Source organism: Kitasatospora sp. NPDC087861 (assembly GCF_044742585.1).
Lineage (GTDB): Bacteria > Actinomycetota > Actinomycetes > Streptomycetales > Streptomycetaceae > Kitasatospora.
The window spans coordinates 58,069-83,532 of the sequence record NZ_JBIUUS010000018.1 but is presented as its reverse complement, the minus strand read 5'-3'; the positions used below and the strand labels follow the sequence as shown (position 1 = coordinate 83,532).

Below are 25,464 nucleotides of genomic sequence, written 5' to 3'. Positions count from 1 at the left end.
TCCCGCTCCAGTCGCGCCGCATAGAGTCGGCGACGGATCATGTCGGGCCGGAACGACCGCTGACGGGGTGGGCATGGGTACGGGAACGGGAATGAACACGGGCGCCGGGGCGGGTGCGGGCACGGAGGCGAGGTCGGCCACGGGCGCGGGCACTCCGCTGACGGCGCGGCAGCTGATCGGACTGCTGGTCGACCCGGGCAGCTTCCAGGGCTGGGACGAGCCGCCGGCCGACCCGCCCGCCGACCCCGGCTACCGCGCCTCCCTCCACCGGGCCCGCGAACGCACCGGCCTGGACGAGGCCGTCCTCACCGGCGCCGGACTGGTCGGCGGGCGACCGGTGGCGCTGGTCGCCTCCGAGTTCGGCTTCCTCGGCGGCTCGATCGGTGTCGCCACCGCCGAGCGCATCACCCGCGCCGTCGAGCGCGCCACCGCAGAACGGCTGCCGCTGCTCGCCCTGCCCGTCTCCGGCGGGACGCGCATGCAGGAGGGTTCGGCGGCCTTCCTGTGCATGCTGCGGATCACCGCCGCCGTCCAGGCACACCGCGCGGCCGGACTCCCCTATCTCACCTATCTACGGAACCCGACCATGGGCGGGGTCTTCGCCTCCTGGGGCACGCTCGGCCAGCTGGTGTTCGCCGAGCCCGGCGCCCGGCTCGGCTTCCTCGGCCCGCGCGTGTACGAGGAACTGCGCGGCGTGGAGCTGCCCCCGGACGTGCAGCGGGCGGAGACACTGGCCGGGCGCGGCCTGGTGGACGCCGTCGTGCCGCCGCAGGAGCTGCGCGAGCTGGTCCGCCGCACGCTCGCCATCCTGGCCACCGCCGGGCCTGCCGCCCCCGCCGGGACTACCGCTGAACCCACGGACACCGCCGGGAGGCCCGAGCCCGAACCCGCGCCCGAGGCCGCCCCCACCGAGCGCCCCGACGCCTGGGACTCCGTCCACCGCACCCGACGCCCCGACCGCCCGGGTACCCGCGAGCTGCTGCGCCGCACCGCCGAGGAGCTGGTGCTGCTGGACGCCCCCGGCGGGCGGGACGGCGCGCTGGTCCGCGCGCTCGCCGTCCTCGGAGGCCGGCCGGTGCTGGTCGTCGGCCAGCAGCGGCAGACCCCGGAGCACGAGCGCCCGTTCACCGCCGCCGACCTGCGGGCCGTCCGGCGCACCGCGCGGGTGGCGGAGCAGCTGGGGCTGCCGCTGGTCACGGTGGTGGACACGGCAGGGGCCGAGCTGTCCGCCCAGGCCGAGCTGGACGGGATCGCGGTCGAGATCGCGCACTGCCTGACCACCCTGCTCGCGCTGCGCACGCCCGTCCTGGCGGTGCTGCTCGGCCAGGGTTCCGGCGGCGGCGCGCTGGCACTGCTCCCGGCAGACCGGGTGATCGCCGCCGGGCACGCCTGGCTCGCACCACTGCCGCCGGAGGGCGCCTCCGCGATCGTCCACCGCGACGGCGGGCACGCCGCCGAGCTGGCCCGCACCCAGGGCATCGGAGCCCGCCACCTGGCGGAGGTCGGGCTGGTGGACGAGGTGGTCGAGGAACGGCCGGACGCGGCCGACGAGCCCGCCGCGTTCTGCGCCCGGCTCGGGCTGGCGGTCGGTACGGCGCTCGACGGGCTGGCGACACGGCCGGAGCCGGACCGCCTCGCGGCGCGTGCCCTGCGTCACCGCCGGCTCGGCGACCTTCGCTGAACGCCCGGCGGCCTCCACCGAGGACTTCGCCTCCTGCACCGCCTTCACCGATGACATATCGGATATGACGGATATGGCGATGGAAATGGGCGAGGCGGGTGTGGCGCCGGTCTCACCGAATGCAAGGTCATCTGCACGCAAAGTGCCGCCGGCAAATCGTCGAGTAACGGACAAATCGACCTAACCGGTGAGTGCGCTCACATCGACTTGTGGTCAACGACGGGCGATAGTGGCCCGATCCGGACGGCCGCGCCGCTCACGGGGCGGGCAGGTGCGCAGGTCACCACGGTCGGCGCGGTCGGCGCGCCACCCGCAACCGAGCCTTCGAATCCAAGGCGGCCACACCCGGTACGACGGCGCGTCGTACCAAGGGGGTCTTGGCAGCGGCCGATTCCGTCTGGCAACAATTACTCCATCGCCAGCCGCCCCGGACACCTGTCCCGCCGGTCAGCGGCTAACTGCCACATCACGCCCCGCGACCTTATCGGCCCCTGCCCGGCCACGGTCCAAGCGGGGCGTGACCCGGCCCAACCTGATTGAGGTCTTGTTCTTCATGCCCACTTTCAAGCTCCGTATGCGCACTTCCGCCGCTGTTCTGGCCGGCACCGCCGGTCTGACCGCACTGGGTGCGGGCGTGCTGCCCGCCACGGCGAACGCCGCCACCGCCTCCCCGAAGGCCCTGGCCGCCCAGATCGTCCCGGCCAACCAGCTGGCCTCGTTCAGCCAGATCATCGCCCACGAGTCCAGCTGGAACGTGACCGCGACCAACCCCAGCTCGGGCGCGTACGGCCTGGCCCAGGCACTGCCGGGCTCCAAGATGGCCACGCACGGCTCCGACTGGAGGACCAACCCGGTCACCCAGATCAAGTGGGCGCTGGACTACATGAACTCCCGCTACGGCAGCCCGAACGCCGCCTGGAACTTCTGGCAGACCCACCACTGGTACTAAGCCGACCGACTCGGCTCACCTGACTCCACCCGCATCCTGACCACTCCCCCCTCACCCCGGGGGTCGGACAGGGATCACCGGGGTGACCCCAGAGGGCCCGGGCCCGCGCGATCCGCGTGGCCCGGGCCCTCTCGTGGTTCTCCCGGGCCCTCTCCTGGTTTCTTCCCCGGCCCGTCCGGCCGACCCAGCCGGGGCGCGCCGACCCGGCTCGCTCCGCCCCCCGCGCTCAGAGCTCGCCGGTGAGCCCGAGCAGTTCCCGCATCCGTGCGTACTTGGCGGCCAGCCGCTCGGCGGTCGCGGCGTCCAGCGTGGCCAGCCGCGCCGGGTCCGAGTTGTGCGCGAGGTCGGCGCGCTTGACCAGCAGCGCGCCGGGCGTGGCCAGGATGCGCGCGGTGTACGCCTCGACCGGCTCGTCGCGGCGCCGGGTGAGCGCATCCACGATCGACTTGGCGGCCTCGGGCAGCGCGGCCCCCGCCAGCCACTCCCGGCTCAGCCGGTCGTCCTCGACGGTGTCGTGCAGCCACCCCGCCGCGATCTGGGCGTCGCTGCCGCCGCGCGCGGCCGTCCCGTGCGCGACCGCCGCGATGTGCTCGCCGTACGGGTGGCCGTTCTTGTCGACCTGCCCCTCGTGCGCACGGCGGGCGATCGCCTCCACCTCGGCCAGACTCAGGTATTCGGGCTCCATCGGTTCATCGTAGGCCCGTGGTCGGCATCGGTTCGGCCCAGAGCTCGTCTCACGATTCCCGCCGCGCGCTGATGCGACGCGAAGTGTGGGACGAGCCCCAGGGCCGTGGTCGGCCCGTTCGCGCCCGCTGGTTTACTGCCCCGGGGCGGGCGATCCCCGCGCCACCCGGCAGACCGTCCGAGTGATCCGAGGAACCATGCCCTCCCTGCACCCCCTGCTGTCCGGATTCGCCCCGATCTGGGCGCTCACCGGTGTCGGTTACCTGGTCGGCCGGACCGGGCTGCTCGGGCCGCACGCGGAGCCGGTGCTCAACCGGTTCGTCTTCCACGTGGCGATGCCGGCCGCGCTGTTCCTGATGATCGTCCGCACCCCGCTGGAACGGTTCGCCAACCCGTCGATACTCGCCTTCGCCGGCGGCACCGCCCTCGCGATCAGCCTCGGACTGCTCGCCGGGCGCCTGCTGTTCCGGCGCGAGTCCGGCGAGCTGGCGATCGGCGCGATGGCCTCCGGGTACGTCAACTCGGCCAACCTCGGCATCCCGGTGGCCATGCAGGTCCTCGGCGACGCCTCCTTCGTCGCGCCGGTGGTGCTGTTCCAGATCCTGGTGGTCACGCCCGCCGTCCTGGCCGTCCTCGACAGCGGCGCGGCCGGGCGCCGGGCCCTGCTCACCCTGCCGCTGCGCAACCCCATCCTGCTGGCCACCGCGCTCGGCGCCGCCGCCTCCGCCGCCGGCCTGCACCTGCCCGCCGAACTGAACCGCTCCTGCGAACTGCTCGGCGGCGCCGGCGTGCCGACCGCCCTGGTCGCCCTCGGCATGTCGCTGCACAACCGCCCGCCGGCCACCGGGCGTTCACGCCACGCCGAGGTCGGACTGACGGTCCTGATCAAGACCCTGATACAGCCGCTGGCCGCCTTCGCGGTGGCCGGCCCGCTGCTCCACCTGCCCGCCCACCAACTGCTCACCGTGGTGCTCTTCTCCGCCCTGCCCACCGCACAGAACGTCTACGTCTACGCCCGCGAGTACGGGCAGAGCGCCGGGCTCGCCCGGGACGTGGTGCTCTGGTCGACCCTGCTGTCGATGGCGACCCTCTCGGTGATCAGCTGGTCCCTCGCGCCGTAGGACTTGTCCGGCGGTTCCGCCCGGCAGGTGACCGCCACCCGTACCGGGCACGACAGTTGTCCCCCGCAAGCCGTACCACGTGGCCAGGCAGCGGCGCGATAGCCCGGCCTCGGCAGCGACGTGCGCGCTCGGCCGGCCAGCGTCGATCCGCAGGCACAACCGCAGACGCCCCTCGGGGGTCAGCGGTGCGTTCCGGTGCCCCTGCGGTCGGCGCTCCTGGACTCGGCGGACGCGCTCATCGGGAACCCTGAGATCTCAAGGCTCCCGCGTGAGCGGCTGTGCCTGGCGTCAACGTGCGAACTTCTCGATGGCCTCCGGGGTGACGGGGGTGAAGAAGTTGACGAGGTTGCCGTCGGGGTCGCGGAACAGCAGCGACCGGTTGCCCCAGGGCATCGTGGTGGGCTCGTTGACGAAGTCGGTGACGAAGCCGGTCAGGTTCTGGTGAACGCGGTCCACGTCGTCGACGCGGAACTCGGTGATCACGCTGTGGTTGGCCGCCGGGCGTGCGGAGCCCGGGGCGAACAGCGGTACGGTGCGGGTGCCGGCGATCGCGAGGGTGGCGTTGGGGGTCTTGAGTTCGGCGAAGTCCGTGGTGGCCCACATCGCCTGCACCCCCGTGGCTCGCTCGTAGAACTCGACGAGGCGCGCGACGTCGCCGGTAATGATGCGGATCGAGACGAAGTCCATGGTGATCTCCTTAGCTGATGGGGTCGCTGCACATCGCAGGCTAGGAGAAATAGTGGACAGAATCGGTCCTGTATTCGCCTTAGGCTGTGCACATGCCTCGACCCACCGGCCGCGTGCTGACACTCCTGGAGCTGCTGCAGTCGGGCGGCACCCGGACGGTGGCCGAACTCGCCGACCGTCTCGGCGTTGATGGGCGCACCGTGCGGCGGTATGTGGATCATCTGATCGACCTTGACGTGCCCGTGGAGTCGGTGCGCGGCCGCTACGGCGGGTACCGGCTCGCCCCCGGGTACCGTTTGCCTCCGCTCATGCTCAGCGATGACGAGGCGCTGGCCGTGCTGCTCGGCTTGGTCGCCGGCCGCCGAACAGGGTTGATGACGGCGGAGCGCACGGCGAGCGAGACGGTGTCGGCCAAGATCCGGCGGGTGCTGCCCAAGCACGTCGCCCGCCGGCTCGACACACTCCTGGAATCTCTCGCCTTCACGGATCAGCCCGGTGAGTTCGCCACCCCGGACGCCGGGGTCCTGCTCACCATCGCCGATGCGGTACGCCACCGCCGACCGGTCTCGATCAGATACACCGACCGCGACGGCCGGCGCAGCGAACGCACTCTGCACGCGTACGGGATCGTCGCCCATGCGGGCCGGTGGTACGTCACGGGCGCGGACCCCGAGATCGGCAAGGACCGAACCTTCCGGCTCGATCGCATCGCAGACGCGAGGACCCTGCCCGGCTCATTCGAGGCGCCCGTGGGTCCCGATCCGGCCCAGCGCGTGTTGTCAGGGTTCGCCACGGCTGAGTACCGGCATGAGGTGACCTTGCGGATCCACGGGACCGTCGAGCAGATCCGCGCCCACCTTCCCGCCAGCGTCGCGAGCCTGGAGGAGCAGGCGCCCACGGCGGGCAAGGACCGGGCGACCGAGCGCTGGCTGCGCGTCGAACTACGGGCGGAGCGGCTCGACTGGTTGCCTCCGGCACTCGCCTCACTCGACCGGCCGTTCGTCATCGAGCGCCCCGATGAACTGCGCGACCTCGTCATCGCGCTCGCCGATCGCCTCGCGTCCTCCGCCCGCCAAGCCTGACAGCGAGGAACCAAGGGCCGGAGCCTCCGCGCGACCCCAGCATCTGCCTGCTGCGCGAGGAGCACCCAGGGCCGCACTACGGCGAGTCCTGGTTCTGACACCCCGCCGGTCACTCCCGTCTGGCGGCGGCCACCACCTCGGTCATGGCCTCCAGGAAGCGCCGGGCCGTCGCCAGCTCCACCGGGTCGAACCGCCCCATCTCCGCGACCAGATCGCCGATCAGCCCGCCGAAGAAGCCCTGGCCCAACGCCATCGCCCGCTCCTCGACCACCAGCCGCACCTTCCGCCGGTCCTGCGGGTCCCGCTCGCGGCGGATCAGCCCGAGCCGCTCCAGCCGGTCCACCAGGCTGGTGGTGCCCGCCGAGTTCAACCGCAGCGCCTCCCCGAGCCGGCCCGGGGTGACCACCCGGCCGGCCCGGGCGGCGTCCAGCAGGTGGATCAGCGCCCGCAGATCGGTCGGATGCAGACCGTTGCGGGCCGCGAACTCGGCTCCGAACAGGTCGAGTTCGACGGTCAGGCCGCGCAGCAGGTGGACCAGTCGCAGCGGATCCTCAGCCTCGGACACCCTCTCGTCCTTCCTCCGGCACGCATGTGCCAATATTCTCTCGTTGAGCGAGATACTTGTGCAGCGAGTGATTCCATCATCCCCGCGGAGGCCCATCATGTCCGCCCGCACCGCCGGCTCCCCCACCCGCACCGCCGCCTTCCTCACCGCCTACGACGCACTGCTGGCCCGCTGGCCCGTCCCGGTCGAGCCGCACACCGTCCGAACCCCCCACGGCACCACCCGGATCAACGCCTGCGGCCCGCGCGACGGCCGCCCCCTCGTCCTCCTGCACGGCGGCGGCGCCACCTCCACCATGTGGTTCGCCAACGTCGCCGCGTGGACGGCCGCCGGGCACCGCGTCCTCGCCCTCGACCTGATCAGCGACCCCGGCCGCAGCGTCCACGACGGCGTCGCGCTCACCGACGTCCCCGGACTGCTCGGCTGGCTGGACGCCGTCCTCGACCGACTCGGCGTCCCCCGGGCCGACTTCTGCGGCCACTCCTACGGCGGCTGGATCGCCCTGGAGTACGCCCTGCACGCGCCCGAGCGGGTCGGCCGGCTCGCCCTCCTCGACCCCACCCAGTGCTTCGCCGGCTTCCGCCCCGGCTACCTGCTGCGCGCGCTGCCGCTCTTCCTCCCCCGCCGCGACGCCTCCCGGGCCCGCTCCTACCTCGACTGGGAAACCGGCGGCGGCCCCCGCCTGGACGCCGACTGGCGGGAGGTCTACGCCCTCGGGTACGCCGACTTCCCCGCCGCTCGCGTCATCACCGGGCCCCGCCCCGGCCCCGACCGCCTGCGCACCCTCACCACCCCGACCCTCGCCCTGTTCGCCGAGCACAGCCGCACCCACCGCGCCGCCCAGGTCGCCGAGGCCGCACGCCGGGCCCTGCCCGAGGCGACGGTCGCCGTCCTCCCGGGTCTCTCCCACCACAACCTCCCCATGGCGGGCGCGCCGGAGGTCAACCCCCGGCTGACCGCATTCCTCGCCGCCACACGCACCTGACCCCCTGACGCGGCCGACCAGTGCCGGTGGTGCATCGGCGGAGCCGCCAACGAAGCGGCGGTGGCTTCGCTCTGTCGAACATGCCGGTGGACAAGAGCCATCCGGGCGACGGGACCGGGAGCCGGCGCTGCTCTGCGCAGGGCGAACCCTGACCGATCGTGCCGAGCCTCGCCGTGAGGTGCCGGATCGGGCCGACTGGCGGTACGCCGCGATGGTCGGCCTGCGGGTCCGCCCTGGGAGGTCTGCCCTGGGAGGTCTGCCGGTCAGCGGGGCAGGGTCTGGGTGATGCGCCACCGGTCCTGCGGGGCACACCACACGCTCACACGCCCCACGGGCCTCCGAAAGAGGAGACTTCCTCCCCGGGACGGATCCATCCGGAGACAGATCCCTCCCACCCACCGGGCCTGCGGCATGACGGCGCCCCTGTCCGTCAACTCGGACAGGGGCGTCGAGTACCCAGCGCCGAGAGCGAGTTGGCTCTGCCGAACTCGGTCACCCGCCGGGCGGCGGCGGTCAGTAGATCAGGTATCCCGGACGGTGTCCTTCGTCGTCGATCTCCCCAGTGGCCTGGGCCCGCAGCTTGCGGGACAGTGCCTCCAGGGCTCGGGAGGCCGCGACCTCCTCGCCGATCCGGGCGAGCGGGCGGTCCTCCGTGCTCTTCACGGACTCGCCGTGCGCGCTCAGGCCCGGCGCCCTGGCTCCGGTGAGTCTGGCCTCGCAGGCCGTGTGTACACCGTCTTCCTCGAAGCTCAGCTCCACGTCCCACTGGTTGTGCATGCCACACCTCCTGGCAACGGCCCCCGTCGCACCTGTCCGGACCGGCACGGGCGGTGAGCGGTGTCGGCCGCTCACACCAGCGTGCGCCTGTGGCACCCGGGGCGGCAAGCGCGGCCGCCCCGGGCCCGCCTCGGCCCCCCGTGACTCCGCCGACCCGCCGTGACTCCGCCGACCCGCCCCGGCTTCCGGCGCCGCCAACCGGGCCTCGCCACCGCCCCGGCGGTACGCTGACGGAAACGCGCCGCGACCGCCGACCAAGCCCGGACCCGCCGGCGCGGCGCGGGCAGTGACAACCGGGTGGTCCCTCCGTGGCGGTCTTCCTCCTCGCCCTCGGCGCCGCCTGCTGCCTGGGCCTCGGATTCGTCCTCCAGCAGCACGCGGCGCAGCGGGCGCCCCGTGCCGACCTGCTGCGCTGGCGGCTGCTCCTGGACCTGATGCGGATGCCCGAGTGGCTGCTCGGCACCGGGTTCATGGTGAGCGGACTGATCCTCTCCGCACTCGCCCTCAACCAGGGCGAGGTCTCGCTCGTCGAGCCGCTGCTCGCGACCAATCTGCTGTTCGCCATGGCGCTCTCCCGGGTGCTGACCCGTCAGACCCTCGGCCGCTCGGGCTGGATCGGCGTGCTGCTGCTCGGCCTCGGGGTGACGGCGTTCATCGTGGCGGGTCAGCCCACCGGCGGCGGAGCGCCGGCCGGGGAACTGCGGCACTGGCTGGTGGTCGGCACGGTGGTCGGGCTGACCCTGCTGCTGGTCTCACTGGCCCGGCGGCTGCCGCTGTTCGAGGAGGCCACGCTGCTGGCCCTCGCCGCCGGTCTGCTCTACGGCCTTCAGGACGCGCTGACCCGCACCACCACCCAGCGCCTGGACCACAGCGGGCTGGATGCGGTCCTGCGCAGCTGGCAGCCGTACGCGGTGGTGGCGGCGGGCGTGGTCGGGCTGCTGCTGGTGCAGAGCGCCTTCGAGGCCGCGCCGCTGCGGATGTCCCTGCCAGCGCTGACCGCCGCCCAGCCGCTGTCCGGGATCGCCTGTGCGGTCGGTTTCCTCGGCGACCGGCTGCGGGTGACACCGGGCGCGCTGGCCTGGGAGTCGGTCGGACTGCTGGCCATCGTGATCGGGGTGGTCGTGATCGGCCGCCACCCGGCGATGCCGGGCAGCGCCGGCGACACCCTGGAAACGATCGGGGCTTCGCCGGAGGACGAACGGCCCGAGGACGGCACCGGCACCGGCGACAGCACCGGCGACGGGCCAGGGACCGGCACCGGGAACAGCCCCCGAAACGGCGACTAGGCGGACGGACGTGCTGGAGCGCCCAGGCGGACGCCGTGGCCGGCGGGGTGGTCTCGGGCGTCGGCGTGCTCTGTCTGGTCCGCGCCCGCCGGCTGGTCCGCGCCCGCCAGCCGGGCCTGCCCGCCGCCGGTTGCCCGCCGCGCTGACCGTACTCGGTACGGCGGTCGCCGCCCCGCTCGCCGTGGCCGTCGCCGCACAGCCTCCTTCGACCGAACAGCGGCGGTCTGCCGACGAACGGCGGCCGCCTTACGAGCGCGCCGGGACCGGCTCCGGCCGGGGCTCGACGGCGCTGCCCGGGCGGCCGCGCAGGCGGTCCATCTCGCGCCACTCCGGCCGCAGCCCGGCCAGGCTGGTGGTGGCGAAGTACAGGACGCCGCCGGCGAGCAGGGTGGGTATCAGCCCGACCAGGGCGACCGCCGCGCCGGCGAGGACGCCGCCGAGGGGGATGCCTGCCCAGGCGAGGGAGTCGCTGAGGGCGTGGACGCGCCCGAGGAGGGGGCGGGGCACCCGTTCGAAGAGCACCGCGCCGAGGATCGGGTTGAGGAAGCCGGAGCCGAGGCCGCCGACCGCGAACACCGTGAGCACCACCCACAGCGGCGCGTCGAACGCGAGCACCAGGTAGCGCGGCGCCCCGGCGAGCAGGAACCCGGCGAAGAACACCGTCCGCCGGGGCAGCCGGTGGGCGACGGCGGCCGCGGTCAGACTGCCGACGACGGCGGTGACACCGAAGGCGCTGGCGGTCAGGCCGATGGCGGCCGGGCCGTTGCCGGACTCCCGCGCCCAGACCGGGGTCAGGACGGTCATGAACCCGGCGTCGAGCAGGTTGGTGATGCCGATCATCACGATCACGGTGAGCAGCAGCGGCTCGGAGCGCAGGAAGGTGAAGCCCTCGCGGAACATCCGCCAGTAGCCGGCCGGTTCGGCCTCGGCCGAGGCCCCCTGCGCGCCGGCGGCGGTCGGCGCCGCCGAGCGCCCCATGCCGCGCGGCAGGGCGAAGGCGATGACGAGGGATCCCAGGGCGAAAGTGGCGGCGTTGACCACCAGCCCGGCCATCGGGCCGGTCACCGCGACCAGCCCTCCGCCGATCGCCGGGCCGACCGTGGAGGCCAGCCGTTCGGTGACGCCGGAGAGGCCGGTGGCGCGCTCCATCGGCACCCGGGCGTGGTCGGCCGCCTCCGGGACCATCACCGACTTGGCCAGGTCTCCGGGCCCGCGCATCGCGCCGATCACCGCGACCACCGCCAGCAGCACCCCGAACGGCAGCAGCCCCTGCGCGTGCAACAGCGGGACCAGCCCGGCCGCGACCGCGCTCACCGCGTCCGTCGTCCAGGACACCACGCGCGGCCCGAGCCGATCGACCAGCGGCCCGGTCAGCGCCTTGACCAGCACGTACGGCGCCATCTCGGCGAAGGCGACCAGGCCCGTCATGGTGGCGCTGCCGGTGGTGGCCAGGACGAACCAGGGCAGGGCGATGGCCGAGACCCGTGTCCCGGTCAGGGAGACGGCCGTGGCGGCGAGCACCCCGGCCAGCGGACGGAGGCTGCGCGCGGGCGCGTCGACGGCGGTGGTCACCGGGACTCCCCCTCCGCGGTGTCCGTGGTCGGGTCGGGCAGCACGTGGACCACCACGGACACCTGCTCGGCGCCCTCCGGGACCGGCCCCTGCGCGTCCAGCCGGCGGTAGCGCCGTACCACGGCGGAGAGCTCGCCGGCCAACTGCTCGGACTCCTCGGGCGTGAGGCGGAGCACCATGTCGCCGAGGTCGACCGCCTTGCGCCACTCCCGCGGCATCGTCTCGAAGGCGTCGATCGTGCGCTGGGCGGCCAGGGCGTGCGCGGTGAGGACGGACCGCAGGAAGCCGACGGCCGTCTCCGGCTCCTCGTCGGCCAGGTCGTCCCCCGTCCAGACGGTGAGCGTGTGCGCCGAACGCCACCACCGCTCGCGGGCGTTGCCGCGCTCCGGATCCTCCTCGACGAAGCCCGCGGCGGCGAGCTGACGGAGGTGGTAGCTGGTGGCCCCGGAGTTGAGCCCCAGCTGCTCGGCGAGTCTGGTCGCCGTGGAGGGGCCGCGCTTGCGCAGCAGCCCGACCAGCTGCATCCGCACGGGGTGGGCCATCGCCTTCATGCCCTTGGCCGTGAGGACGATCTGCGGGTCGTCACTGTGCATCCAGCCGCGTTCATCGGTCATGGCAGGAGCGTAGGACCGCAAAGGGTTCTTTGCAAAGGGTTTTTGCGAAGAAGTCTTTGCGGTTCGAACGGGGGTCGTCCGACGGCCCCGCCGGAGGCCCCGAAGGGAACGGGAACGGTCAGTCGTGCGCGACCACCAGCAGCAGCACCACGGTCAGCCCGCCGCCCGGCGTCGTCTCGACCGCCAGCCGCCCGCCCGCCGCCAGCACCAGACTGTGCAGGGCGGGCCCGACCGGCCCGTCGGCGCGCACGCCCGCGAGCAGCCACTCGCGTGCCCCGGGCAGCTCGGACGACCCCCGGTCGGACACCCGTATCTCCACCCGCCCGCGCGGCAGCGCCGCGCCGCTCAGCCCCGCCGACCGCAGCGCCGCCGCGGCCGCGCCCGACCCGCCCGCCATCCCGGCGCGGACCAGCACCCGCCCGCCGAGCGGATCGCGCCGGATCGCGTGGTCGACCAGCCCGGCGAGCGCGGCCTCCAGCCGCCGCGCGTCCCCGGCCACCACCGGCAGCCCGGGCGCCACCTGGACCGTCACCGCCGCCGCCCGGCCGCCGCCGCGCACCACCCGGCGCACCAGCTCGGCCACCTGGACGTGCCGCGCCTGCGGCTCGCAGCCGGCCAGTCGGCCGGTCCACCGAACGCGTTCCAGTTCCGGCCGGGACAGCGTCCGGGGCGTGGCCATCGCACCCGGATGGAACGGCCCGGCCTCCTCGCCCACCGCCCTGCCACCGGGCCCGCCCGACCCGCCGAGGGCGCCCAGCGCCCTGGCCCCCGACGCGACATAGCCCCAGAGCTTCCCGCGTGCCATCGCCCTGCCCCTCGTGCATCGCCGGCGGCCGTCATCAGTACTGCGGCCGACCCGCGCGGGCCGCTTCCCAGGCCCTCCCGCCAGCCTGAACCCCACCCGCCCCGATGACAATCCGGCTCCGGGACACGAACCGGACGCCGCCCCCCGCCGAGCGGCCGGTCCCGCACCCGCCGACCGGCGGGGCAGGCCCCGCGAGCGGGGCGGGCCGGGACGAGCAGGGCCGGACCGCCGAACCTAGACTGACCCCATGCCCCGGCTCAACGACCAGGTGCGGGAGCTGCTCCAGGAGTACGCCGACCTGATCAACATCACCGGCGGGGACGCCTTCCGGGCCCGCGCCTACGAGAAGGCCGCCCGGGCGGTGGGCGGCCACTCCGAGGACCTCGCCGGCCTGGACGTCAAGGGCCTGCGGCAGATCCCCGGCGTGGGCAGGTCCACCGCCGAGAAGGTCGCCGAGTACCTCGCCACCGGGCGGATCACCGCCCTGGAGTCCCTGCGCGCGATGATCCCGTCCGGGGTCCGGGAGATGATGGCCGTGCCCAGCGTCGGCCCCAAGCGCGCCCTCGCCCTCTACCGCGACCTCGGCATCGCCTCCGTCGACGACCTGGCCGAGGCGGTACGCTCCGACACGCTGTCCGACGTGACCGGCTTCGGCGAGCGCAGCGGCGAGAAGATCCTGCACGGCATCGAGTTGATGCGGCAGTCCGGCGGCCGGACGCTGCTCGACGCGGCCACCGAACTGGCCGAGCAGCTGGTCGCCGCGCTGTCCGCCGTCCCCGGCTGCACCCGCTGCACGTACGCGGGTTCGCTGCGCCGGATGCGCGAGACGGTGGGCGACGTCGACGTGCTGGCGACCGCCGCCGACTCCGCCCCGCTGATGGCCGCGCTCACCGAACTCCCGTACGTGGCCGAGGTGATCGCGAGCGGGCCGACCAAGACCTCGGTGCGCACCACCGGGGGCGTGCAGGTGGACCTGCGGGTCGTCCCGGAGGAGGACTGGGGCGCGGCGCTCGTCTACTTCACCGGGTCGAAGGCGCACAACATCAGGCTGCGCACGATGGCCGTCCGGGCCGGGCTGAAGCTGTCGGAGTACGGGCTGTTCGAGGTCGACGGCGGCGCCAAGGTGGTGTCCGCCACCGAGGGCGAGGTGTACGCGGCGCTCGGCCTGCCGTGGATCGCGCCGCCGCTGCGCGAGGACCGGGGCGAGATCGAGGCCGCCCTGCGCGGTGAACTCCCGGACCTGGTCCAGGAGTCGGACCTCCGCGGCGACCTGCACACGCACACCGACCTGACCGACGGGCTGGCCACCCTGGAGGAGATGATCGACACCGCAGCCGCCCGCGGCTACTCCTACTACGCCGTCACCGACCACGCGCCGGACCTGGTGATGCAGCGGATGACCGACGAGAAGATGCTCGCCCAACGCGAGAAGCTGCGCCAACTCGCCGACCGGCACAAGAGGTTGCGCCTGCTGCACGGCACCGAGCTGAACATCGGCCCGGACGGCGGCGTGGACTGGCCGCCCGAGTTCCTGGCCGGCTTCGACGTCTGCGTGGCCTCCGTGCACTCGCACTTCACCGCCGACCGCGCCGCCCAGACCCGCCGTCTGATCCGCGCCTGCGAGAACCCGTACGTGCACGTCATCGGCCATCTCACCACCCGGAGGATCGGCCGCCGCGGCCCGATCGACGTCGACCTGGACGCGGTGTTCGCGGCCGCCGGGCGCACCGGGACCGCGATCGAGATCAACAGCTCCCCGCAGCGGCTCGACCTGCGCGACGAGGACGTCCTGCGGGCGAAGCGGCACGGCGTCCGCTTCGCGATCGACAGCGACGCCCATGCCACCGGGCACCTCGGCTACCCGCGCTTCGGCATCGGCACGGCGCAGCGCGGCTGGCTCACCGCCGAGGACGTGGTCAACACCTGGCCGTGGCAGCGACTGAAGCGTTTCCTCCGCAAGGACGCGCTGCGCTGAGCACCCTGGGCGGCCCTCGCCGGGAGCACCCCGCGCCATGGCCGGCCCCGCCGTGGACAGCCCTCGCCACGCCCAGCACCCGCCGTGGACAGCCCCCGCCGCGCCCAGCACCCGCCGTGGGCGGCCCCTCGCCCGGGGGCCGCCCACCCGCGTCACCGCTCCGCGAACGAGGCCCCCGGCGTGGCCAGCACCCGGGCCGCGCTGCGGTGCCCGAGGCCGGCCGCCAGGTGCAGGTCGCCGGTCTCCAGGAACCCGGCGAGGAACCCCGCGGCGAACGCGTCCCCCGCGCCGGTGAGGTCGCGCACCTCGCTGACCGGCGGCACCGGCACGGTGAACCGCGCCGCCCCGGGCACGTCGACGGTGGTCGCCTCGGCGCCCGCCTTGGTGACCACCGTGGTGGCCGCCAGCCTGGCCCGCTCCGGCCCCGGCAGCCCGCCCACCAGCAGGCCCAGGAACTCCGCCTCGGACCGGTTGGCGAACACCAAGGTCGGCGCCAACTCGGCCAGCAGCGCCAGGAACCGCTCCCGCCCGAACTGCTCCAGCATGCCCGTCGAGGAGGCGTCCACCGAGGTGGTGCCACCCGTCTGCCGGACCCGCGCCAGCGCGTCCACCGCCGAGCGGCCGACCGGTTCGCCGTCGAAGGAGTAGGCGGGCACGTGCAGGTGGGTCAGGCCGGCCAGCCACTCGTCCGGCACCCGCTCCAGCAGCTTGGCCGCACCGCGGTCGGGCAGCATGGTCCGCTCGCCGACCTGGTCGATGAGGACCACGATGCTGCCGGTCTGGCCGCGCCGGGCCACCCGTACGTCGACGCCGTGGCCGGTCAGTTCGGCGACGATGCCGTCCCCGACCGCGTCGGCGCCGACGCAGCCGATGAACCGGGCCGGGTACTGACCGGCGGCGAAGCTCGCGACGTTCGCGGCGCTGCCGCCGCGCCGCCGGAACACCTGGGCGCTGGAGTCGGTGCCGTGCCGCAGCGGGCCGTCGACCCAGACCACGATGTCCTCGACGAGGTCGCCGAGCACCCCCAGCACGGTCAGGCCTCGCTACCGGCGGCGGCCGCCAGCGCGGTCGCGATCTGTCCGCCGAGCCGGACGTTGCCCCGGTAGACCTCGACGTTGACCTCCAGGCTGCGGCCGTGGGTGTCGCGCTGGATGAAGTCGAGCAGGAACGGCGTCGAGGCGTTGCCGGTGACGCCCTGGCGCTCGGCCTCCGCCCAGGCGCGGGCGAGGATGCCGTCGAGCTCCTCCGGCGGCAGCTGCTTCGCCGGGTCCACCGGGTTGGCGATCAGGACGGCCTGCGGCAGGTCGAGGCCGTCCCGCGCTTCGATGAGCCGCGCGGCCTCCTCGGGCGACTCGACGCTGTAGGCGATCTCGTGGCCGGAGTCGGTGACGTAGAAGCCGGGGTACCTGCGGGTGCGGTAGCCGATGACCGGGATGTTGAAGGTCTCGAAGCGCTCCAGGGTGGCCCGGATGTCGAGGATCGACTTCACGCCCGCGCTGATCACGGTGACGGGCGTGGCGGCCAGGGTGGTCATGTCGGCCGACTCGTCGAAGCTCTCGGAGGCGCCGAAGTGGACGCCCCCGAGGCCGCCGGTGGAGAACACCCGGATGCCCGCCCGGTGGGCGAGGAAGGCGGTGGCGGCGACGGTGGTGCCGCCGTGGCGGCCGAGCGCGGCGACCACCGGCAGGTCGCGCAGGCTCACCTTGTCCAGGCCGTCCGTCGCGGACAGTTCGGTGATCTGCTCGGTGCTCAGACCGACCGTGGGCACCCCGGCGTGCACGCCGATGGTCGCCGGGACGACGCCCGCCTCGCGCAGCTGCTTCTCGGCCTCCAGCGCGACGGCCAGGTTGCGGGGGCGCGGCAGGCCGTGGGTGAAGATGGTCGACTCGAGCGCGACGACGGGCCGGCCGTCGGCGACGGCCTGCGCGACCTCCTCGGAGACGCGGATGGCCCGTGCGGAGCGGGCGGACGGTGCGGAACGAGTGGCCCGCGCGGAACGGGCGGCCGGCGCGGAGCTGGTGGCCTCGGGGGTGCTGGTGGGCAGTCCGGTCATGATCCGAGCTCTCTGTGAGATGCCACTGCGATGGGGCAACGTGTCGCTCAGCGTATGGACCGTTCGCATCGGAATCCAGAATGAGTCCTGGGGCTTCCGATAGGCTCCAGACTATCGGTTCGCCTAGGCTTCGGACCATGGGTTTCACCTTGCGTCAACTCGAGGTCTTCCTCACCGTCGCCGAGACACTGCACTTCGGGCGGGCCGCGGAACGGCTGCACATCTCCCAGCCGACGGTCAGTCAGGAGGTCGCCCGGCTGGAGCGGACCGTCGGCGTCGAGCTGTTCGACCGCAGCCGCCGCTCGGTCGCCCTGACCGAGGCCGGCGAGGTGATGGCCGCCGAGAGCACCCGGCTGCTCGGGCAGGCCGAGACGCTGCTGGCCCGGGTACGGCTGCACGAGGAGTCCCGGCTGGGCACGGCCCGGATCGTCGCCTCCCCGAGCGTGGCGAACCGGCTGCTGCCCGCCGTGGTCAGCCGCGCCGAACAGGAACTGCCCGCGCTCACCACCGCCGAGGTCGCCGTCGACACCGGACAGGTCTCCGCCGCCCTGGCCGCCGAACTGGCCGACATCGGCCTCGGCCGCTTCCTCGACGAGGTGCCCGGCTACCGGCTGGAGCGGATCGCCGACGAGCCGGTGCGGGTCGCCCTCGGCCGGGACCACCCGCTGGCCGGCCGGACCGCCGTCAGCCTGCGCGAACTGCGCGATCTGCCGCTCCTGCTGTGGCCGCGCGAGCAGCACCCGCGCTACTACGACCACGTGCTCGGCCTGTGCGCGGACCACGGCGTCGACCCGCCGGTGCTGGTCAGCCCGCCACGGATCGTCGGCTCCCGGCTCTACCTGCTCGCCCGCAATCGCGCGTTCTCGCTGGTGCCCGGCTCGATGACCGGCCACCTCACCGAGGACGTGGCCACCGTGCGGCTGGACGGCCGGGCCACCCTGCCCCTGGAGATGCAGTGGCGGCTGGACGACCGCCGCCCCCGGCTGGCCGCCCTGCGCGACCTGGTCCGGCAGGAGGCGGCGGCCCTGGAGAGCGACTGACACGCGTCCTGCGCGCGGCGACGCCCGGTCCTGGCCCGGAGGAGCCTTGACGCTGGCATGCCACCGCCGAAAGGATGCCCGGATCGTCCACCCGGCCCGCGGCAGCGCCCGCCGGCCGCCCGACCCCGGGGACCCGCCTTGGCCGTCCGCCCGCTGTTCCGCCGCGCCGCCCGCTTACTCGGCGCCGCCGTCCTGACCCTCGCCGGCACCCTCACCGCCGCCGCCCCCGCCCACGCCGACTTCGGCACCGACTACCACGACCCGGTCACCGCCACCAAGCCGCTCACCCGCCCCGACACCCGCTCCTGCACCGTCGAGGTGATGCACGACCAGCAGTTCCGCAACGGCTACGGCAACCCGCCCGACACCCCGTACACCGCCACCCTCACCCCGCCCGCCGACTGCGCCGGGCCCTGGTCGGCGGTGATCCTGGACCTCCACGGGCAGGTCGCCGGGCGGCAGTTCGACCGCATCTTCAGCGCCCGCATCGGCGGCGTCCAGGTGCTGCTCTCCTCCACCCCCGAGCCGTCCAAGGACGGCATCGAGTGGAACCTCGAACACGATCTCACCCGCTACGCCCCGCTGTTCACCGCCGGCCCGCAGCCGTTCTCCTTCGACCTCGCCAACGTCACCGACGCCACCTACACCGGCGTCTTCACCATCAGCGCCAGCGTCACCTTCTACACCGCGGACGGTCACCGGCCCGCCGCCCGCACCGCCGACCACCTGTTCACCACCGGGCCGTTCGCCCTCACCCAGACCGCCCCCGCCGCCACCCGCGACCTCACCTTCCCGCAGAACCTGGAACGCCTCACCGCCGAGGTCTACACCCGGGGCGGCGGCGCCTGCGAGGAGTTCGCCTACGCCTCCGCGCCCGACGCCTTCGTCACCGCCAACCCGAGCCTCGGCGCCTGCGGCAAGGGCCCGTTCCGCGAACTGCGCCTCACCGTCGACGGACGGACGGCCGGCGCGGTCTGGCCCTACCCCGTCATCTACACCGGCGGGTGGGATCCACTGCTCTGGCGGCCCGTCCCCGGCATCTTCGCCTTCGACCTGCCCGCCTACCGGCTCGACCTCACCCCCTACGTCGGCCTGCTGCTCGACGGCCGCCCGCACACCGTCGGCATCGCGGTGAACGCCACTGAGGCGCAGAACAACGACGTCTGGACCGGCCAGATCAACCTCTTCGCCGACGTCGACCACGGCTCCGCCCGCACCACCGGGCAGCTCGCCGAGCACCGGGTCGCCCCCGAGGCCCGCGTCGACACCCAGCTCGCCGACCACGGCGGCGGCAGCGGCGACTGGACGGTCACCGCGGGCCGGCACGACCTCGCCCGCGGCTGGGTCCAGACCTCGCACGGCCGGATCACCACCGAGGTCCGCGACGACCTCGCCTTCCGCTCCGCCCAGCAGCTGCGCGACAGCGGCAACGACGTGACCCTGCACAACGGCACCGACCTCACCCGCACCACCGCCACCTGGGGCGGCGGCCCGCACCGCACCACGACCGTGCACGAGGACGAACCGCTGGACGTCACCTACCGGGTCACCCACGACGCGGCCGGGAACACCGACCAGCTGACCGCCATGGACCTCGGCTACCACCGCGAGGCCACCGCGGCCACCGGCGGCCACGTCACCGAGCGCTCGACCGTCGACCACACCCTCCGCCCCACCGCCCGCCGCCATGACGGCGACTCCACCGTCCGCACCGGCACCAGCACCGAGGACTACCGGAGCACTGGGCCCGACGGGCCGTACCACCGCACGCTCTCCTTCGTCGACGGGTGGCCGAAGCCGTAGCGGCGCCCGATAGCAGCGGAAAGATCACGTTTTGCGAAATCCACCCGATTTCGAGCGGTTGCCCCCTGGTGCACACGGCGTGGGAGGCGCATGATGGGAGTGGACCTGCGAGGTAGCTGAAGGAGTTCGACCGCAGGAGGCAGTGGCGACAGATCGAGACGGATCAGGGTCTGCCGCTGGTACTACCTCGGTCGACGATCGAACTACCGGCCGGAGGACGTCATGTCCGGAGGCCACCCCCACCTCGCAGGTTCTCGCGTCCACGGAGCACCCCCTCGGCTCCGTGGACGCACCCGTCACCGCGGCACCGGATAGCCCATCTCCCAGGCGTGGACCGCGATCCCGACCCGGTTCGCCACCCCGAGCTTGCGCTGGATGCTCGCGACGTGCGTCTTCACCGTCCCCGGCGAGATGAACAGGTCGGCGGCGATGTCGGCGTTCGTCCGGCCCGCCGCCACCTGACCGGCGATCTCCACCTCCCGCTCGGTCAGTGGCACCACCGGCGCCGACCGCGGCTCCGGGCGGCGCGGCGCCGTCACCTGCCGCAGCAGCCGGACCGTGACCGCCGGGCTGATCAGGCTCTCCCCGTCCGCCGCCGCCCGCACCGCCTCGGCGAGCAGCGCCGGCCCCGAGCGCTTCAGCAGGAACCCCGACGCACCGTGCCGCAACGCCGGGTACACGTACTCGTCCAGGTCGAAGGTGGTCAGCACGACCACCCGCACCGGCTCCGCCACCCCCGGCCCGGCCAGCCGCCGGGTCAGCTCCAGCCCGTCCATCCGCGGCATCCGGATGTCCACCAGCGCGACGTCGGGCCGCAGTTCGGCCGCGAGCGCCAGCGCAGCCACCCCGTCGGCGGCCTCCCCCACCACCTCGATGTCCGGCTGCGCCGCCAGGATCCGCCGGACACCGCGCCGGACGGCCTCCTGGTCGTCCGCGATCAACGTACGGATGATCCGCGGATGCTCACCGTTCGTACTCGTCACGCAGGCAGTCTGCCACGCCCGTCCGGGCCACGGTCCGGACCACCGGGCGAGCCGCCGCCCGAGCCGCCGGGGCCCGCCCGCCACCAGCGCGCCCCGCCGGGAGGGAAGTTCACGCCGGAGGTCCGGCGCGGTTCACCTGCGCGCGGTGAGACTGGCGGCCATGAACGCTTCCAGTGGACGTCTCCCCGTCAGCCGGCGCGGGATCCTGGCCGGCGCCACCGGCCTCGGTCTCGGCGGTGCCGTCTCCCTCTCCGGCCTCGCGGCCACGCCCGCCGCCGCCTCCCCACTGCTCCTGGAGCGGCCGGACCGCTCCGGCGCCCCGCGCGTCGCCGGCCTGCACCTCCAGTTCGGCTCGGACGCCTCGCGCGAGGTCGTGGTCTCCTGGCACACCACCGCCTCCGTCGGCAACCCCCGCGTCATGTACGGCACTTCGCACGGCGGCTTCGGACGGTCGGTACCGGCCGACACCACCACCTACCGCGACGCCGCGTCCGGCACCGAGGTCCAGACCCACCACGCCCGGCTGACCGGCCTGCACCCCGACACGGACTACGTCTACGCGGCGGTCCACGACGGCGCCACCCCGGAACTCGGCACCGTCCGCACCGCCCCGCGCGGCCGGGCCGCCTTCACCTTCACCAGCTTCGGCGACCAGGGCACCCCCACCCTCGGCAAGCAGACCGCGAACGGCTACGCCAACGACAACCTGGGCAGCCCCGCCGCCGGCGACACCACCGCCGGAGTCGAGCGCATCGCCCCGCTGTTCCACCTCGTCAACGGGGACCTCTGCTACGCCAACCTCGCCACCGACCGGGTCCGCACCTGGTCCGACTGGTTCGAGAACAACACCCGCTCCGCCCGTCACCGCCCCTGGATGCCCGCCGCCGGCAACCACGAGAACGAGCGCGGCAACGGCCCGATCGGCTACGGCGCCTACCAGGCCTACTTCGACCTGCCGTCCTCCGGCGCCGACGACGAACTGCGCGGCCTCTGGTACGCGTTCACCGCCGGCGCGGTCCGCGTCATCAGCCTCAACAACGACGACGTCGCCTACCAGGACGCCGGCAACTCCTACGTGCACGGCTACTCCGGTGGAGCCCAGCAGCGCTGGCTGGAACGGGAGTTGGCGGCCGCCGACGCGGACCCGGAGATCGACTGGATCGTGGTCTGCATGCACCAGGTCGTCATCTCCACCGCCGACAAGTTCAACGGCGCCGACCTCGGCATCCGCGAGACCTGGGTGCCGCTGTTCGACAAGTACGGCGTCGACCTGGTGGTCTGCGGCCACGAGCACCACTACGAGCGCTCGCACCCGATCCGCGGCCAGCAGCACACCGACACCCGCACCCCCATCCCGGTCGCCACCGACACCGAGACCATCGACACCACCCGGGGCACCGTCCACATGGTGATCGGCGGCGGCGGCACCTCCGCCCCCTCCAACCACCTCTTCTTCAGCCCCGCCAAGGCCCGCGTCATCACCGGCGTCGGCCCCGTCGACCCGGCCACCGGCAAGCGGCCGCCGGTGTACGTGATCGAGGACGCGCCCTGGTCCGCCTTCCGCGACGCCGACAACCCGTACGGCTTCGCCGCCTTCGAGGTCGACCCGGGCGAGCGCGGCGGTCAGACCACCATCGACGTCACCTACTACTCCGTCAGCGGCCCCTACGGCGACCTCGTCCCCGTCGACCGCTTCACCCTGACCCGTCCGCGCGGCGCCCGCGGCCGAGGCCGCCGGCCCTGACCCGCACCCCCGTGGGCGCGCGGCCGGTGCGGTTCACACCCGCGCCACGCGCCCACGGGGGTCCGCCGGACGGGGGTTACCGCCCCGGCAGCGTGCAGACCACCCGCCAACCCGACGGGGCCCGCGGCCCGGCGGCGAGGGTGCCGCCGTGGGCGGCGGCACGGGCGGTGAGGCCGGCCAGGCCGGTCCCGCCGGAGCCCGGGCGGCGGCGCAGCAGGGGCCCACGGCCGCGGGACGGGTCGCCCGTGTCCGTGACCGTCACCTCGACCGAGCGCCCGGGCCCGGGGGCCACCCGGACGGCGACCTCGGTCGTGCCCGGGGCGTGGCGGCGGATGTTGGTGAGGGCCTCCAGGACGACGGCGTACGCGGTCGCCTGGGCCTCGGCGGTGAGCAGGTCGGCCGTGCCGGGGGCGAGGTCGATGGTGCTGCGCGGGCCGCCGGTCGCGCCGAACCTGGCCACCAGGTCCGGGAGTTCGGTCAGGCCGCGGCGGCCGGTGGCGCCGGCCGCGCCCGGGTCGGACCGCGGGTCGCGCAGCGCGCCGACCATCTCGTCCATCGAGTCGAGTGCCCGCAGGCCCGCCTCCTCCAGGCGGCGCAGCAGTGCGGTGGTCTCCTCCGACTCCTGGCCCGGCAACTGGCCGGCCTGCGCCTCCAGCACGATGCCGGTGATCTCGTGGGCGACGAAGTCGTGCAGGCCCCGGGCCACTTCGAGGCGCTGCTCGCGCCGCGCGCGGTCCACCGCCCGCTCCCGGCGGGCGTCGAGGACGCGCAGGTAGAGGCTCGCCCCGGCGACGCCGAGCGTCGGCAGCAGGGAGACCAGCACGACGGTCACCGGGCCGGCCAGGCCACCCTGCGGCGTCCGGAGGGCGAAGCGCAGCGGCAGCAGCACCGCCGCGAGGCCGACCAGGGCGCCGACCGGGCCGGCCCAGCGGTCGGGCAGTCGGCGAACGCCCCGGAAGAGCAGTCCGAGCAGGGCGAGCCATTCGAAGGGCAGCCAGAACGCGGGCAGCCGGTACGGGCCCGGGTAGAACAGGTCGACCAGCATCGAGAGCCCGGCCGCCGCCAGGGCCGCCGACCCCGGCGTGACCCGTCGGCCCCGCCCGGGCGACAGCGCCGCCACCACGGTGAACGCCGCCGTCGCGGCGACCAGCAGGGCCGCGCCACGGGCACCCGGGTGCGCGAGCACGACGGGCGCCAGCAGGACCGGAACGGCGACGACGGCGAGCGGACGGCCGAACCGGGCGGCGCCGGCCGGGGACGGGAATTCGGTACGCACCCGGCCGAGCCTACGGTCCGTCCACGGCGTCCCGGCCCTGGGCCCGCCACCGGGGCAGCTCTCCCGGGGGAGGCGGGATCCTCCCCAGGGTGGAGTCCGGAGGCGCCCGACTCCCCTCCGCAGCGGGAGGTCTGGCGCGGCGTCCAGGGCGAGAGTGGTGGCACCGGAGATTCCCCCCGCTGAGAAGGACGAGCCCGCCATGAACCGTCGCACCGCCGTCGCCGCAGCCGCCCTCTGCCTGCTGGCGACCGTCGCCGCCGCCACGCCCGCCTCCGCCGCCGGCCCGGCCGCCGACCCCGCCGGCGGCGCTGCCGGGCCGGTGCGGGTGCACGGCGCCGGTGGGACGGTCCTGACCGCTGCCTTCGGCGAGTTCGCGGGCGATCCGGTCCGCTTCGAACTGGACGCCCGGGCGGGCGTCAACACCGACCCGAGGACGACCAGCGGGCACTTCCACGTCACCCACGTGCACACCGACGGCCGGCCGGTGGCCGACTTCGAGGGGGACGTCAGCTGCCTGGCCGTGGGCGGCCGGGAGGCGATCGCGACCGGTGTGGTCACCAGGGGCGAGGCGCCGTGGTTCCCGGGCCGGCCGCTGGTCGGGCAGAAGGTCACGATCTCGGTGGAGGACAACGGGAGGCGCGGGGACCGGCTGGGCTGGATCTGGGGCATGTTCGGCGCGCCCGTCTCGGACTGCCAGGGCACGGTACCGTTCATCCGCACGACCAGTGGCGACTTCACCGTGCGCGGCTGACCCCGCCCGACCAGGGGCCTCCCCACGCCGTCCGGCGCCACCACCGCCCGACCGCCCCTGGAGGCCCGCCCGATGCCCGTCGACCGCCCGACCGCGCCCCGCCCCGCGGCACCCGGGCCATCCGAACGGGGCGCGGGGTCCACCGACCGTACCGGGGAGGGCCGGTGAACCCCGCGCCCGACCGTCGCCACGCCCACGGCACCGGGCGCACGGACGGCAGCAACCACACCGACCACGGCCGACTCGCCGCCATCGGCCCGTACTTCGCGCTCGACACCCCCGCCACGCCCGGCGAGGCCCCGCCCCCGGGCTTCCGGCCGCTGTCCGAGCTGTACGGCACCGGGCCGGACGGGCCACTGGCCCGGCGGATCCGGGTGGTGGCGCGGCGGCTCGGCACCACCGAGCCCCGGGTGGCCGCGTCGATCCTGCACCTCGGACTGGCCGCCCGCTTCTGGTCGGTGGGCCTCGGCGCGGCGGTCCTGCTGGGGACGGTTCCGACGCTGGAGCGCGCCTGGGTGCGGATCCCGGACCAGGGGCCGCTCGACCTCTGGACGCCGCCCGAGCCGGTGCCGCCCGCCCAGCGGCCGCTCCCCGTGCCGGGAACGCCCGCCGACCAGGGCTCGCTCGCCGACCGGCTGTACGAGGCCGTCCTGGTGGGACAGTTGGAGCCGCTGGCGGCGGCGGTGCGGTCCGCCGTCCCGCTCTCCGCACGGCTGCTGGCCGGGAACGCCGCCTCCGCGCTGGCCGGCACCCTCCGGGTCCTGGACGCGCACGCGCCGGGGCCCGCCCGGGCGTTGGTGGCGGAGCTGCTCGCCCGTCCGCCGCTGGCCGGCACCGGGACCCTGTCGGCCGGGCCGCGCGGCGCCGCCTTCCGGCGGACCAGCTGCTGCCTGTACTACCGGGTGGGGCCGGGTGCCGGGGTCTGCGGCGACTGCTGTTTCAGCCGGCCGCCCGCGCCGAAGCGGGGCTGACCGAAGCAGCGCCGACCGAAGCGGAGCGGACCGACCGGCTATGACCTTCATGATTGAAGG

General features: G+C 74.4%; 23 protein-coding genes and 1 pseudogene. 12 read left to right on the top strand and 12 right to left on the bottom strand.

Features of this window, described 5'->3' with window-relative positions:
* Positions 1–91: 91 nt before the first annotated feature.
* Positions 92–1,681: a carboxyl transferase domain-containing protein gene (locus ACIOJE_RS24770; RefSeq protein WP_400778887.1), complete on the top strand. Its 1,590-nt coding sequence runs from the start codon at positions 92–94 to the stop codon at positions 1,679–1,681.
* Positions 1,682–2,255: 574 nt separating this feature from the next.
* Positions 2,256–2,630 carry a transglycosylase SLT domain-containing protein gene (locus ACIOJE_RS24765; protein ID WP_280684710.1) on the top strand — a complete coding sequence of 125 codons (375 nt, stop codon included), beginning with the start codon at positions 2,256–2,258 and terminating at the stop codon, positions 2,628–2,630.
* A gap of 226 nt (positions 2,631–2,856) precedes the next feature.
* Here ACIOJE_RS24765 and ACIOJE_RS24760 read toward each other — a convergent pair whose 3' ends face one another.
* Positions 2,857–3,315, bottom strand: coding sequence for an HD domain-containing protein (locus ACIOJE_RS24760; protein WP_280684711.1), 459 nt, complete (start codon positions 3,313–3,315; stop codon positions 2,857–2,859).
* A gap of 196 nt (positions 3,316–3,511) precedes the next feature.
* On the opposite strand from ACIOJE_RS24760, the gene ACIOJE_RS24755 reads away from it, so the two are divergent.
* Positions 3,512–4,435: an AEC family transporter gene (locus tag ACIOJE_RS24755; protein ID WP_400778885.1), complete on the top strand. Its 924-nt coding sequence runs from the start codon at positions 3,512–3,514 to the stop codon at positions 4,433–4,435.
* A gap of 75 nt (positions 4,436–4,510) precedes the next feature.
* Here the strand turns inward: ACIOJE_RS24755 and ACIOJE_RS24750 are convergent.
* Together ACIOJE_RS24750 and ACIOJE_RS24745 are read right to left on the bottom strand one after the other, a co-directional pair.
* Positions 4,511–4,618, bottom strand: a pseudogene (locus ACIOJE_RS24750) (IS481 family transposase); the annotation flags it as partial.
* Between the two features lie 105 nt (positions 4,619–4,723).
* Positions 4,724–5,122, bottom strand: a complete 399-nt coding sequence (locus ACIOJE_RS24745) for a VOC family protein (protein WP_400778883.1) — start codon at positions 5,120–5,122, stop codon at positions 4,724–4,726.
* 92 nt (positions 5,123–5,214) lie between these two features.
* Between ACIOJE_RS24745 and ACIOJE_RS24740 the strand changes: the two genes are divergently transcribed.
* Positions 5,215–6,204 (top strand): YafY family protein, encoded by a 990-nt coding sequence (locus tag ACIOJE_RS24740; protein WP_280684714.1) that lies wholly within the window; start codon positions 5,215–5,217, stop codon positions 6,202–6,204.
* A gap of 109 nt (positions 6,205–6,313) precedes the next feature.
* On the opposite strand, the gene ACIOJE_RS24735 is transcribed toward ACIOJE_RS24740, so the two are convergent.
* Positions 6,314–6,769, bottom strand: coding sequence for a MarR family winged helix-turn-helix transcriptional regulator (locus ACIOJE_RS24735; RefSeq protein ID WP_280684715.1), 456 nt, complete (start codon positions 6,767–6,769; stop codon positions 6,314–6,316).
* Between the two features lie 97 nt (positions 6,770–6,866).
* On the opposite strand from ACIOJE_RS24735, the gene ACIOJE_RS24730 reads away from it, so the two are divergent.
* A complete protein-coding gene (locus ACIOJE_RS24730; protein ID WP_400778880.1) occupies positions 6,867–7,754 on the top strand; it encodes an alpha/beta fold hydrolase in 888 nt (295 codons plus the stop codon).
* 513 nt (positions 7,755–8,267) lie between these two features.
* Here the strand turns inward: ACIOJE_RS24730 and ACIOJE_RS24725 are convergent.
* Positions 8,268–8,531, bottom strand: a complete 264-nt coding sequence (locus ACIOJE_RS24725) for a dsRBD fold-containing protein (RefSeq protein WP_280684717.1) — start codon at positions 8,529–8,531, stop codon at positions 8,268–8,270.
* A 308-nt stretch (positions 8,532–8,839) separates the two neighbouring features.
* On the opposite strand from ACIOJE_RS24725, the gene ACIOJE_RS24720 reads away from it, so the two are divergent.
* Positions 8,840–9,817, top strand: coding sequence for a DMT family transporter (locus tag ACIOJE_RS24720; RefSeq protein ID WP_280684718.1), 978 nt, complete (start codon positions 8,840–8,842; stop codon positions 9,815–9,817).
* Between the two features lie 246 nt (positions 9,818–10,063).
* Here the strand turns inward: ACIOJE_RS24720 and ACIOJE_RS24715 are convergent, their stop codons facing one another.
* The 3 genes from ACIOJE_RS24715 to ACIOJE_RS24705 all read right to left on the bottom strand — a co-directional run bounded on the left by ACIOJE_RS24715 (position 10,064) and on the right by ACIOJE_RS24705 (position 12,808).
* A complete protein-coding gene (locus tag ACIOJE_RS24715) occupies positions 10,064–11,389 on the bottom strand; it encodes an MFS transporter (RefSeq protein WP_280684719.1) in 1,326 nt (441 codons plus the stop codon).
* Positions 11,386–12,003 (bottom strand): helix-turn-helix domain-containing protein, encoded by a 618-nt coding sequence (locus ACIOJE_RS24710; RefSeq protein WP_280684720.1) that lies wholly within the window; start codon positions 12,001–12,003, stop codon positions 11,386–11,388. Before ACIOJE_RS24710 ends, ACIOJE_RS24715 begins: the two co-directional genes overlap by 4 nt.
* Positions 12,004–12,121: 118 nt before the next feature.
* Positions 12,122–12,808 carry a hypothetical protein gene (locus ACIOJE_RS24705; RefSeq protein WP_280684721.1) on the bottom strand — a complete coding sequence of 229 codons (687 nt, stop codon included), beginning with the start codon at positions 12,806–12,808 and terminating at the stop codon, positions 12,122–12,124.
* A gap of 247 nt (positions 12,809–13,055) precedes the next feature.
* Between ACIOJE_RS24705 and polX the strand changes: the two genes are divergently transcribed.
* Positions 13,056–14,783 (top strand): DNA polymerase/3'-5' exonuclease PolX, encoded by a 1,728-nt coding sequence (gene polX, locus ACIOJE_RS24700; RefSeq protein WP_400778877.1) that lies wholly within the window; start codon positions 13,056–13,058, stop codon positions 14,781–14,783.
* A 152-nt stretch (positions 14,784–14,935) separates the two neighbouring features.
* On the opposite strand, the gene ACIOJE_RS24695 is transcribed toward polX, so the two are convergent.
* Positions 14,936–15,805: a carbohydrate kinase family protein gene (locus ACIOJE_RS24695; protein WP_280684723.1), complete on the bottom strand. Its 870-nt coding sequence runs from the start codon at positions 15,803–15,805 to the stop codon at positions 14,936–14,938.
* An 11-nt stretch (positions 15,806–15,816) separates the two neighbouring features.
* Positions 15,817–16,836, bottom strand: a complete 1,020-nt coding sequence (locus ACIOJE_RS24690) for a pseudouridine-5'-phosphate glycosidase (protein WP_400778875.1) — start codon at positions 16,834–16,836, stop codon at positions 15,817–15,819.
* 137 nt (positions 16,837–16,973) lie between these two features.
* Here ACIOJE_RS24690 and ACIOJE_RS24685 point away from each other — a divergent pair, with 137 nt between their 5' ends.
* Both ACIOJE_RS24685 and ACIOJE_RS24680 read left to right on the top strand, forming a co-directional pair.
* Positions 16,974–17,876 (top strand): LysR substrate-binding domain-containing protein, encoded by a 903-nt coding sequence (locus ACIOJE_RS24685; RefSeq protein WP_280684725.1) that lies wholly within the window; start codon positions 16,974–16,976, stop codon positions 17,874–17,876.
* Positions 17,877–18,014: 138 nt separating this feature from the next.
* Positions 18,015–19,679: a peptide-N4-asparagine amidase gene (locus ACIOJE_RS24680; protein ID WP_400778872.1), complete on the top strand. Its 1,665-nt coding sequence runs from the start codon at positions 18,015–18,017 to the stop codon at positions 19,677–19,679.
* A gap of 296 nt (positions 19,680–19,975) precedes the next feature.
* Here ACIOJE_RS24680 and ACIOJE_RS24675 read toward each other — a convergent pair whose 3' ends face one another.
* Complete coding sequence (locus ACIOJE_RS24675; RefSeq protein ID WP_400778870.1) at positions 19,976–20,662, bottom strand: response regulator; 687 nt, start codon at positions 20,660–20,662, stop codon at positions 19,976–19,978.
* Between the two features lie 160 nt (positions 20,663–20,822).
* On the opposite strand from ACIOJE_RS24675, the gene ACIOJE_RS24670 reads away from it, so the two are divergent.
* Positions 20,823–22,406 carry a purple acid phosphatase family protein gene (locus ACIOJE_RS24670; RefSeq protein ID WP_400778868.1) on the top strand — a complete coding sequence of 528 codons (1,584 nt, stop codon included), beginning with the start codon at positions 20,823–20,825 and terminating at the stop codon, positions 22,404–22,406.
* Between the two features lie 76 nt (positions 22,407–22,482).
* Here the strand turns inward: ACIOJE_RS24670 and ACIOJE_RS24665 are convergent, their stop codons facing one another.
* Positions 22,483–23,682 (bottom strand): sensor histidine kinase, encoded by a 1,200-nt coding sequence (locus tag ACIOJE_RS24665; RefSeq protein ID WP_400778866.1) that lies wholly within the window; start codon positions 23,680–23,682, stop codon positions 22,483–22,485.
* Between the two features lie 199 nt (positions 23,683–23,881).
* Here ACIOJE_RS24665 and ACIOJE_RS24660 point away from each other — a divergent pair, with 199 nt between their 5' ends.
* Together ACIOJE_RS24660 and ACIOJE_RS24655 are read left to right on the top strand one after the other, a co-directional pair.
* Positions 23,882–24,433: a hypothetical protein gene (locus tag ACIOJE_RS24660; RefSeq protein WP_280684730.1), complete on the top strand. Its 552-nt coding sequence runs from the start codon at positions 23,882–23,884 to the stop codon at positions 24,431–24,433.
* A 164-nt stretch (positions 24,434–24,597) separates the two neighbouring features.
* Positions 24,598–25,404 (top strand): (2Fe-2S)-binding protein, encoded by an 807-nt coding sequence (locus tag ACIOJE_RS24655; protein WP_400778863.1) that lies wholly within the window; start codon positions 24,598–24,600, stop codon positions 25,402–25,404.
* Positions 25,405–25,464: the final 60 nt, after the last annotated feature.